A 10,740-nucleotide genomic window follows, 5' to 3' on the forward strand; every position below is an offset into this window, starting at 1 on the left:
CCCGCCACCGAGGAGGGTGGCGAGGAGGCCTCGGGGGAGGTCGAGCGGGGGCGGCGCCATCAGGAACTCCTCGAGCTGCTCAATAACAAGATGGTCATCACGGTCCTGGGAGAGGCGGCCAAGGTGCTGTGGATCGCGCCGGATGCCTCGTGGGAGCCGTGGCTCCGCAGGCGGGTGCGCTCCACGCTGGGAACGGCATGCCTTGAGGCCATTCGCATCCTCTGCACCCAGATCGACGCGGAAGACCTGCTGCTGGATCTGGATGCTGTGGGACCCGGACCCGGGGACCGGTTCTGGGTGACGGAATCCGCGCTGGGGGGCGCGGCCGTTATCGAATACTTCTTGTCGCGCTACGGAGAGGATCCGCGCCGCTTCTTCGGCCTGCTCGATTCGGTGATCGCACCCTCGGACTTCGAGGAGGTCGACGCCCAACTCCGCGCGATCCTCTCGCGCCTGTGCGCGGCGGACTCCAGCCGGGACGAGGAGCTGGTGAGCGCGATGGAACAGGTGCGCAGGTCCGAGTCGCACCAGAATTGGGTGGAGCGCTCGAATCACCTGCGGCGTTTGCTGTCGGATCGGGGCTTCCTGGTGAATCAGCCGTTCGTCGCTGCGCTCTTCGCCCGGCTGCTGCGTCCCGGGAGCTCGGCGGCCACGGACGCGATGCTCGCGCGGCTGCTCGCCGCCTGGGACGACGCGGAGGCGAGGCTCGGCGTGGAGCTCGACCCCCGGCTCATCGCCCTGTGGGAGAGCAAGAACGACGCGCTCGACTCGACCCTCACGCGGGCGAGCGAGGTTCCAGCGGGTGACCGGCGCGGGTGGCGCTATTCCACCCTGCTGGGCCTGTTGTGGCCCCGGGGCTCGGGCGTCCGGGCCGAGAGCCTCAAAAGTTCCAACCCCTACACCAGCCTGCCCGCCTCCGACCGGCTCCTCCTTGAGGCCCTCCTTCCTAAGCAGGATATCGAGGTGCGCATGGAGGAGCCGGACTGGCTCGCGGTGCTGACGGACCGGCTCATCACGCATGGACACGCCCGACTCTCGGCGCCAGAAAGCGAGCCCGGGAAGCTCCGCGAGGCCATGCTCGCCATGCTGATCGAGCCGTTGGACATCGGCGCGCTTTTGATCCACCCCAGGGTCCGGGGCACGCGCCGTCAGAAAGGGCGCATCGCCGTCACCTTCGATCTCCTGGAGGCAGTGCAATGACGCAGGCTTCCACGCGGCACATCTTGCGCAGTTCCTCCGCCTCGCGGCACGAGATCCGGGAGGTGCTCCAGGGACTCTTCGTCCGGGAGCTGCTGCTGCCCAGCCGCTGCCTGTGGCTCGTCTCTCCCTGGGTGAGGAACATCGAGATCATCGACAACCGGTCGGCGATGTTCCGGAGCCTGGTGCCGGATCTGCCAGCAGCCGGCATCCATCTGCAGCAGGTTCTCTACAAGCTGCTCGAGCGCGGCACACGCGTGGTGCTGGCGGTGCGCCCGGAGCGAGAGAGCGTGCATTTCGCCATGACCCTCCGCAATTCCCTGGAGGGACGCATCCCGGCGGATGCGTTCACATTCCTCCAGCGCGACGTGCTGCATGCCAAGGGGCTGGTGGGTGACGACTTCGGACTCACCGGCTCCATGAACTTCACCTTCAGCGGCGTGGAGTTGCAAACGGAGTTGGTGACACTAGAGAGGGACAAGGCCGAAGTCGCCAAGATGCGGCTCGACTTCCATTCGGAGTACGGGGGTGTCCTGTGAGCAAACCCGCAGGCTCATGGCTTCCGCCCGACTTCGCCAAGCGGTTCTTCGGCCCCGGCAACAGGCTGAAGTGGGATGCGATCACCCAGGGAAACCTCTCGCCCGACATCCGCGAGCGGATCAAACCATGGCTCGACGACCTGAAGTCCAACGCTGACTTCATCTGCCTGCCCCGGTCCCGGGAGAACGGCCATGTGGACTGGTACATCCTGGCCTCCACCGACCGTGGCGCCCGCTCACTGCGCGAGCAGCTGGTGGCCTTGCTGGGTCCTTCCTACGTGGGACCGTGGCTCGCGTGGAGCCGCTTCAATGACAAGGATCCCATCGATGCGCTCGTGAAGGAGTCCGTACCTGGGCGAGCCTACCGGATCCGGGTCCAGGACCCTGACCTGATCGAACCGGTGCGGGCGAAGCTGTTGCTCTTCCGTGCCCTTGGCAAGGAGCGCCCCGCACGTACCGCCGCGACGGCCAGGCCGGTGGGACGCATCCTCAGCGATTTCGAGTACGCCCTGCGTGTCGGGGACGGCACCCGGGCGGCGGAGTACATCGCGGAGTTGCGCCGCCTGGGCCGGCTGTCGGCCCAGAACCACTTCTTCCTTGAGATCCTGCGGCTGGAGAGCCTCCGCGCGTGGGATGCGATACTCGAGGAACCCCGGCTCTACACCCTCGTGATGCTCACGCGGCCCCGCCGGGTGACCCAGGCACTCATCCGGGCGCTCTACGCTCGTGAGCTCCAGCATTTCGAGAGCACCGGTGATGCCGCGGGAGCCGTGGAACGGTTCAAGGAGAAGCTCTGGCAGCCGTGGCCCGCGCTCTTCCGGACGAGGCAAGGGCTGGATGCGCCCGAAGCCGCGAAGAGCTTCATGATGCTCGCTGCGGCCACCGCGCGTCCGGCACTGCGTGACGCGCTCCTCGCGGCCCACCCGAGTGAAGCCGCCGATCGTCCCTATCTGGCGGCGTTGGCGGCACTCGTGCCCGGCGCGGAGCCGCTCGCGCCTGCACTCGCCACCACGGCGCTGGAACAAGCCCGGAACGCCTACAACCAAGGCGATGTCGAGCGTGCATTCCAGGAAGCCCTGGCGCTTCCAGGCAGTCTCGAGCGGCTGGTGCTGCTCCTGCGCTGTGCGCGAGACCTCGACACGTTGGATGCAGCGGCCCGGGCCCTGGCGGAGGTGGAGGGCGCTCCCGCCGTTCAACGGGATGTGCTGCGCGAGCGCGCCCCCCTTCGCACCCTCTGGGACAGACTCCTCGACATAACGACGAGTCCTTCCCAGCCGCGGGCTCCCGCTGCCGCCGCGCCCACGCCAGCCCCCATCGTGCCGGGAGATCTCGTGGCCTGGCTCGAGCGGCTGAAGGATGAGGCCGAGTGGCCCACGGCCCTCGAGGTGCTCGAACGAGGCGTCCGCGAGTGGTCTCGCGACGCGTGGCTCGCGGGTCAGACGCGCGTCACCGCGGCGGCGGCGGCCCTCCAGGCGGCCCGTCGGCCCTGGGGCGACGAGACGCTCCGCAATGGCATGCCGCACCTGCTCCACTTCTTGCTGGCTTCGGATGAACCGGAACGCGTTCTCAAGCCCGTGCTGCAGGAGCTCGCGGGCGTGGTGATGTTGGATGAGCAGGTGCGCACCGAGCAACTACGGATACTCACCGAGCTCACCGAGGCCCTGCTCAAGATCGGGCTCTCCGCGAAAGAGTACCAGGACGCCCTCTGGACCCTTCAGGAAACTTGGCAGCGCATCGGAGCGGCCACCCTCGGGGACTGGGCGCTCGACACGCTGGACATGCTCATCGGCCATCCGGCCGCGCAGCCGGACGCGCGGACACAGTTCTTCCATGCAACCGCGGCTTACCTGCGCCAGCACTCGCGCCGCTCAAGCCAGGACCAAGTGTTACTCTTCCAAGTCTTGGCGGCGGAACTGCAACTGGAGGTTCCTCCCGATGTCGCGCGGATGTTCAGCGAGATGTCAGGAGAAGACTCCGACGCGGGCGAGAACTTCTCCTCGGCACTCTCCGGGCGGCGGATCGCCCTCTATTCATTGAAGGAACCCACACTCAAACGGGTTGCCCGGATCATCAGTGAACTCGCCCCAACGGCGCGGGTGGTGTGTTTCACCGACAAGGTGGGTGGCTCCCCCTCGCTGAAACAACAGGCCGCGACTGCGGATATCTTCGTCATTGCCACCGCCGCAGCAAAACACGCGGCAACCGGGTTCATCGACATCCACCGACCATCCGAAGCCATCACCCTCTACGCGTCCGGGCAAGGAAGCGCGAGCATGCTCCAGGCCCTTCGAGACTTCATTCTCCGCGACGGCAAAGGAGCTGGAAGGAAAGCTCCCGCGTGAGCGAGTGGCAAAGGACACGCACGCGGCTCGCTACCGGCCGTGAGCGCCTCGACAATGGCCGAGCAGATGGGGGTACCGCAGCCGACGCTCTCGCAGTGGTTGAGGGCAGCACTCGAGCGAGAGGCCACGCCGCCTTCGTCTGAGGAGAAGATGCTGGAAGTTGCCGTGGCGTCCAAGCGGTGAACGGCGGAGGAGAAGCTGCATGTGCTGGCCGCGGCTCATGACTTGGAGGGCGGACGACACGCGGCCTTGCCGCGCCAGGAGGGGCTGCGTGAGGAGGTGCTCAATCAGTAGCGTCAGACAGCAGTGGGAGCGCCGCGCCGGATAGTAGTGGCAGGCCGTCGGGAGCTCAGCGACGTCGTGTCGCCGAGGTGCAGAAGCGGGTGAAGGAGTTGGAGAGGGAGTTGCGGCGCAAGGAGTAGGCTCTGGCCGACACGACGACGCTGCTGGTACTAGCAAAAAACTTCAGGCACTGGGGTAGGACGACAGACACAGTGCGGAGGACGAAAAGCCGTCCGAGCCGAGCGAGACGTAGTGTAAAACCTCGCCGCAGCCCGTGGAGGCGGAGGTTGACGTTGAGTTCAAGGCGTGAGGTGACGAGCACCGCGACGATGCAGGCTGTCGTGGCGGCCAAGTGACAGCGGAAGTGGCGAGCAGCGCGGCTCTTCAGCCGGCCGCGGCCTCCACGAGCTGGTGGGGTAGAGGAAGCTCCTCCCCTCGCAGCGCGGCCAGCGCGGCCTCACGCAGGTAGCGCTTGGGCTCCACCCCGCACAGTTTCGCCGTCTCCAGCAGGCTGTAGAAGAGAGCCGCCACCTCGGTGCCGCGTCGACTGCGGCTGCCGTAGTGGTTCTTGCGGCCCACCACCAGCCCGCGCAGCGCCCGCTCCGTGGCGTTGTTGTCCAGCGGCACTCGCGCGTCCGACAAGAAGCGCGTCAGCCCCGTCCACATGTTGCTCATGTACTTCACGGCCTGCCCCAGGGCGCTGCCGGGCAGGGCTTGCACCCCGCGCGCCCACTGGTGCAGCCGGTTGATTACAGCCCGGCTCTCGTGCTGGCGCAGCTGAAGCAGCCGCGCCGCGTCCGGTGGCCCCTCCTTATACTTGCGCTCCAGCGCGTATAGCTCGCCGATGAGCTCAATGGCCTCGCTGGCTTGGGGAAACTTCTCCTCGCACTCGACAAATTTGCGTCGCACGTGAGCCCAGCAGTTCACCAGGGTGAAGCGCCCGCCGTGCCCGGCGTAACTTTCATAGCTGCCCAGCCCGTCCACCATGAGGATTCCAGAGAAGTCCTCGAGCATGTCCCGGGCCTCCTCGGCGGTGCGGCCCTCGGCAATCCGGTAGACGACGGCGTCGGGCGCGCACAGTGCCCAGGCATGCCAGCGTTTCTGGCTCTTGCTGCCGAGCAGTGGCCAGCGCGTCTCGTCACCGCCCAGCACCTCGCGTGTCAGCAGCGCCGCGTGCAGCGCAGCATGCGCGGGGGAGAGCAGCCGGGCCAGGGCCTCCACCTGGTCCCACAGCGTCTGGCTGTCTACCGTGAGGCCCTCGCGCGCCATGCTTCTCACCTGCCGCTCCAGCGGCAGGTGGTCGAGGTACTTGGCGACGGCCACTTCCACGGCGAAGTCCACGGAGTAGCGCCCGCCGGGCTGGAGTTTGGGTGGGCCCAGGGCTGTCTCCACGCACCCGCCGCAGCAGCAGCGGTACTTCTGTCGCTTGTGGCGGCGCAGCACGAAGCGCCGCTCCACCACGTCCACCTCCTCGGACTCCTCGTAGCAGCCCTGCATTTGGGCCAGCGCCCCACCGCACTTGGGACACTGCTTGTCTGGCTCGTCCAGCGTGTGCACCACTTCCAGCAAGGGCAGCGTGGGCTGGGGACGCGGGCCATGGCCTTGCTGGGGCACGGCCTCCTCGGGCTTGTCCCCCTCGTCCTGTCTGGGACGGGGACGCTTCTCGCTGGAGCGGCCGAACAGCTCCGCGGTGCGCTGCGCCAGCTGACGCTCCACCTCCTGCAAGCGCAGCTGCAACTCCTCGGCGTCCTTGCCCTGCGCGCTCATCAGCTTGCGCGTGAGCTCCACCACGCGCGCCACCAGGCGTCTGTTTTCCGCCTCCAGCAGGAGCGCCGCCTGACGCAGCCTCTCCATGTCCTTCTCCGTTTCCAGCTGGAAGCTCATACGCCGGTAGTGACATGGCTCCGCCCTCCCGCGCAAGTAGTCCGCGCCGCATGACTCACGAAGTCACCGCACCGGCCTCCTCCGGCTGGAAGAGGGGCACCAGCGTGTACGGCGCCGGCGACAGCGGCGCTCGTCCCACCAGCTCGCTGCCTTCCAGGAACAGGGCCAACTCCGACACCGTCAGCACCAGCGGCTGCGCGCCCCTCTCTCGCTGCCACAGCGGGGCGAAACGTCCCTTCTCCAGCCGCTTGGCGTACAGACACAAGCCGGTGCCGTCCCAGAAGAGCGCCTTGGCCCTCTTCCTGTCGCGTCCGACAAACAGGAAGACGTCGCCCGACAGGAAGTCGCGGCCCAGTGCCTGCGTCACCAGCCCGCTCAGCGCGTCGTAGCTCTTGCGCATGTCGCACGGCTGCCCGTAGGCGTACACCGCGAGCCTGCGCGTGGAGCCAATCACAGCAGCCCTCGCAGCAACCTCACCGCGTCCTCGACGCACAGGCCCTCTACCCGTACTCCCCCGGGGCCGTGCACCACCACTCCCCCTCTTCTGGCCTCGGGGCGCGCCTCCTTCACCTCCACCGGCACCAGCGCCGCCCTCGCGGGCTCCTCCTGGCTGGCACGGCGAGCTGCGCTGCCCCAGCGGCTGAGCGTCCAACTGCTCACGCTCAACTCCTTCGCCGCTTCCTCCCTGCTCGCCCCCTGTTGCTGGCGGGCTCTCATGTACTCCACCGCTTCCTGTCTCTGCTCCTGCGTGTAGCGCGTCCGCGGGCCCACTTCGCCTCGCTCAAGTACCTGCCGCCGGAACTTTTCCGCCTGCTCCTTCATGTCCATCGCTTCCGCCTCCTTGGTGGCGACGGACATGCTCACGCCTCTGCGCTTACGTCACGACGGGCTCCGGCGAGTACTTACGACGTAGTGCTGTCGCTGGTGGACGAGGCCCTGCGCGAGGGCGTGCGACTGGAGGCCGCGTGCTCACGGCTGGGCGTCAGCCCGCGCACGGTCCAGCGCTGGAGCAAGCCCGAGACAGTGGTGGACAGTATCCGCCCGGCAATGACGTGCTGGGGAGCTTGGCCGGGGTGAGGGAGCCAATAGAGCCAGCCGGGCATGTCGAAGCAGAGAGAAGCCGGAGTGGGTCCGGGTCGCCGAGGAGTACGAGGCGAGCGGGCTGACGCAGAAGGAGTTCGAGGAGCGTCGGAGCATGACGCTGAGCACGTTGTAGTCGTGGGTGTACCGGCGTAGGCGTCAGGCGAGAGCGCCTGTCGAGGAGCCAGTACTGCTGCTTCCGGTACAGGTGAGGGCAGCCCCGGTGGAGCATGGGAGAGACACCCTTGAGGTGCTCACCGCCAGCGACAAGCGCGTGAGCTTCGCGGTGAGCACGGACGTGGAAGTGCGTAGCGCGACTGGTGGCAGCGCTGGAGCGCAAGGCGCGCTGACACTGCCCGGCTCGGTGAGGATTCTGCTGGCCACCCAGCCAGTGGGCATGCGCAATTCCATAGAAGGGCTCATGGCCTGGGCGCACACCGCATGGGGCGAGGACTGTACTCGGGGCACCTCTTCGTCTTCGTCAGCCGCAAGGGCGACAGGGTGAAGATTCCCACCTTCAACCGCAGCGGCTTCGTCTTCTACTACAAGCGCCGTACCCGTCCGGCGGACTACGTGATGCCGGTGCTTGAGGACGGATGGTGTCCGTGTTCGGCGATGATCGCGAGCTGGCCGGCAGCGATGAGTTGGTCGGGCTGCGACCGGGGGAGCACTCAGGAGGAGTCCGCGACGCCCAGCCACCTTACTCGTGCGACAGCAGCTCGTCGTCCCCATCCGGCCAATGACGTGCTTCGAGGCTTGTCGGAGTGAGGCGGGAGGCAGAACCTGCCAGTCATGCGCTCCACATCACACTTCTTTGTCAGCAGTTTCTGCGAAATCACAGATCGAAAAAACTACGTCTTCTATTTTCCTCTTCTTGGCGATAGAACTTTTAAAGTCACCTACTTCGTAACTACATGATTCGTCATGCGCTACAGTACCTCTGATATTTATGTGGCGAGGGTGTGGATAATTGCACCGAGGTCGCTTCCTCTCCGAAAGAGGACCAAACACGCTGCTTCCGACTATAGCGGCGCCAACTCGCTCCAAGTGCCATGCCGACAGACATCCACATCATCGCCAGCTGCACCGACAGAAAGCGCGTGCCCGTTCCCCCAGAACTACGCCTTCGGGAGATTCGTGCGCCGGACATCAGGACACGAGCAAGGCGCTGGTGGGAGAATCTGCGGACCCATCCACATTCGACCACCCACCCACAGGATCTGTACGCGGGCGATCATTGGCGCGTCATCATGGAGCTTCCCGCTTTGGCGCACCAAGCCCACCTCCAGCCCCAACTCTGGGTGGCATCCGCAGGGTACGGGCTCATCCCAGCGAACGCAGCCATTCGGCCCTACTCAGCAACCTTCAGCAGAGGCCACGCGGATTCCGTCGGCTCGGATTTCCCCACGCGGGGTACGGCTGCGGCTCACCGCCAGTGGTGGCAGGCCCTCTCCGAGGAGTTGGTTCCCGCGTCAAGCGAGCCTCGCAGCATCAGCCGCCTTGCCAAGAGAAACCCCCACGCCCGCATTCTTGTCGTGGCCTCCCCCGCCTATGTAGCAGCGCTTCAGGATGATCTGCTCCGTGCAGCAGGCGCCATTCATCGTCCCGAGCAACTGCTCATCATCTCGACGCCCTCCCCTCTCTCCACCGGCCCACTAGCCCCTCATTGGATACCATCAAGTGCCCACCTGCAGTCCCAGATGGGCGGAGCCCGACTGTCCCTGCATGCCCGTGTTGCCCGCGATGTCCTCCAGCACGCGCAGGCCGAGACCAGGTTTTTAGACGCCCCGCAAGTTCGGGAGTATTACGAGCGCCTCATCCAGCGCAGCGCTCCCCCCAAGCGCTACGAGCGGACGCCCATGACGGACGACCAAGTGCGGGAGTTCATCGTACGGGCACTGCATACGGAGGCCCTGTCCTGTAGCGCGGCCCTGCGGAAGTTGCGCGATAGCGGGCTTGCGTGTGAGCAGCAGCGATTCAAGCGGCTCTTCACCGAGCTACAGGAGCGCACATGAGGCGACCCGAGCCCGCAGTCATCCTGCGCCGTGCCATCCGCATCGAGCAGCATCCAAAGCATCCGCTCTACCTCTTCACGCTCACGGCATCCGAATTGCTGCGCATCGCGGATGTGTCACGCGTCTCGCGAGACCCGGCCGGAGCCCTCCTCGGCTATCAGCGTCCCGAGGTGAAGAAGCACGTCCGCAACATCGCCGAGTACCTCAACGGCGACCAAGTCCTCTTCCCCAACTCCATCATCCTCGCCCTCTCGTCTGACGCCGTCTTCAAACAGGTCCGAGGCCCCAAGGTCGACCCGGGTATCGCCGAGGCCGGTACCCTCCACATTCCCTTACCGAAGCCGGGCCACCCCAAGCCCGCCTGGATCGTGGACGGCCAGCAGCGAGCCCTCGCCCTCGCCCAGTGCAAGCGGCAGGACTTCCCCGTCCCCGTCAACGCCTTCGTGGCGGACGAGGTGGATCTGCAGCGGGACCAGTTCCTTCGTGTCAACAACACGAAGCCACTGCCCCGCGGGCTCATCACCGAGTTGCTGCCCGAGGTCTCGACGCTTCTGCCCAGCAACCTCGCCGTCCGGAAGGCCCCCGCCGCCCTGTGCGACCTCCTCAACCGCGACCCCGAGTCCCCCTTCAAGGGACTCATCCGGCGCTCATCCCAGGACGAGGCTACCCGCAGCTCCGCTGTTGTCACCGACACGGCCGTGGTGAAGATGCTGCAGGACAGCCTCTCGTCCCCAAGCGGTAGCCTCTTCCCCTACCGCAACATCGCCAGTGGGGAAACGGACTTCGCCGCGGTACGGAAGTTGCTCCTCCTCTTCTGGACGGCCGTGAGGGACGTCTTCCCGGAGGCATGGGGCAAGCCGTCTACTCGTAGTCGGCTCATGCACGGAGCGGGCATCTGCGCCATGGGACGCCTCATGGACAAGGTCATGGGTAGCATCGACATCCATGGCACCAAAGCCCCGCAGCTGGTACGAGCGGAACTCACGCGAATCAAACCCCTCTGCCACTGGACGGATGGACACTGGGAGGAGATGGGCCTGGACTGGAATGAGGTGCAAAATACGCCCCAGCACCTCCGCCTTCTCTCCAACGTCCTGCTTCGCGCCTACCTGAACAACCGACGGACCCTCTCGTGAAGTTCTTCTTGCCCGACAGCCAGGATCTCGTCGATCCCACCTTCGACTTCGAGCGCGAGCGCCGGTCGGTAACCCGCCAGCGTCAGCGGGATGACCTCTACGCGCACGAGGTCTTCTCCGCCCCCGCCTTCGATGGCCTCCTGGTCTCCAAGGGCATCGTCGATGGCTTCGGCACGCTCGGCAGCCGCTACACACTGGCCCAGCGCCACCGGCTGCAGCGGCTCGGTGCGCCCCAGTTCTTCCGCGTGGACCGCGCAACGAGCCC

8 protein-coding genes and 2 pseudogenes are annotated in these 10,740 nt (G+C 66.4%); 7 read left to right on the plus strand and 3 right to left on the minus strand.

From position 1 onward, the window contains the following. From VF697_RS23935 to dpdD, 3 genes and pseudogenes are all read left to right on the plus strand, one after another. A pseudogene (locus VF697_RS23935) lies at positions 1 to 1,200 on the plus strand (helicase); the annotation flags it as partial. Beyond that, positions 1,197 to 1,736, plus strand: coding sequence for a phospholipase D-like domain-containing protein DpdK (gene dpdK, locus VF697_RS23940; protein WP_331098775.1), 540 nt, complete (start codon positions 1,197 to 1,199; stop codon positions 1,734 to 1,736). The pseudogene VF697_RS23935 and the gene dpdK, both read left to right, overlap by 4 nt. Further along, positions 1,733 to 4,078, plus strand: coding sequence for a protein DpdD (gene dpdD / locus VF697_RS23945; protein WP_331098777.1), 2,346 nt, complete (start codon positions 1,733 to 1,735; stop codon positions 4,076 to 4,078). Before dpdK ends, dpdD begins: the two co-directional genes overlap by 4 nt. Before the next feature lie 666 nt (positions 4,079 to 4,744). On the opposite strand, the gene tnpC is transcribed toward dpdD, so the two are convergent. The 3 genes from tnpC to VF697_RS23960 form a co-directional block, all read right to left on the minus strand. Continuing rightward, positions 4,745 to 6,214, minus strand: a complete 1,470-nt coding sequence (gene tnpC, locus VF697_RS23950; protein WP_331098779.1) for an IS66 family transposase — start codon at positions 6,212 to 6,214, stop codon at positions 4,745 to 4,747. Between the two features lie 85 nt (positions 6,215 to 6,299). After that, a complete protein-coding gene (gene tnpB / locus VF697_RS23955) occupies positions 6,300 to 6,698 on the minus strand; it encodes an IS66 family insertion sequence element accessory protein TnpB (protein WP_331098781.1) in 399 nt (132 codons plus the stop codon). Beyond that, the gene (locus VF697_RS23960) at positions 6,695 to 7,102 is read right to left on the minus strand and encodes a transposase (protein ID WP_331098783.1); all 408 of its coding nucleotides are present in this window, start codon (positions 7,100 to 7,102) and stop codon (positions 6,695 to 6,697) included. The genes tnpB (VF697_RS23955) and VF697_RS23960 overlap by 4 nt, the downstream gene beginning before the upstream one ends. Positions 7,103 to 7,765: 663 nt before the next feature. Here VF697_RS23960 and tnpB (VF697_RS23965) point away from each other — a divergent pair. From tnpB (VF697_RS23965) to VF697_RS23980, 4 genes and pseudogenes are all read left to right on the plus strand, one after another. Further along, positions 7,766 to 8,092, plus strand: coding sequence for an IS66 family insertion sequence element accessory protein TnpB (gene tnpB, locus VF697_RS23965; protein ID WP_331098785.1), 327 nt, complete (start codon positions 7,766 to 7,768; stop codon positions 8,090 to 8,092). A gap of 1,091 nt (positions 8,093 to 9,183) precedes the next feature. Then, on the plus strand, positions 9,184 to 9,339 hold the full coding sequence (locus VF697_RS23970; protein ID WP_331098787.1) for a hypothetical protein: 156 nt from the start codon (positions 9,184 to 9,186) through the stop codon (positions 9,337 to 9,339). After that, complete coding sequence (gene dbpB / locus VF697_RS23975) at positions 9,336 to 10,475, plus strand: DGQHR domain-containing protein DpdB (protein ID WP_331098789.1); 1,140 nt, start codon at positions 9,336 to 9,338, stop codon at positions 10,473 to 10,475. Before VF697_RS23970 ends, dbpB begins: the two co-directional genes overlap by 4 nt. Then, positions 10,472 to 10,740 (plus strand): annotated as a pseudogene (locus tag VF697_RS23980) (hypothetical protein); the annotation flags it as partial. The gene dbpB and the pseudogene VF697_RS23980, both read left to right, overlap by 4 nt.

The organism is Archangium sp. (assembly GCF_036388035.1).
Lineage (GTDB): Bacteria > Myxococcota > Myxococcia > Myxococcales > Myxococcaceae > Archangium.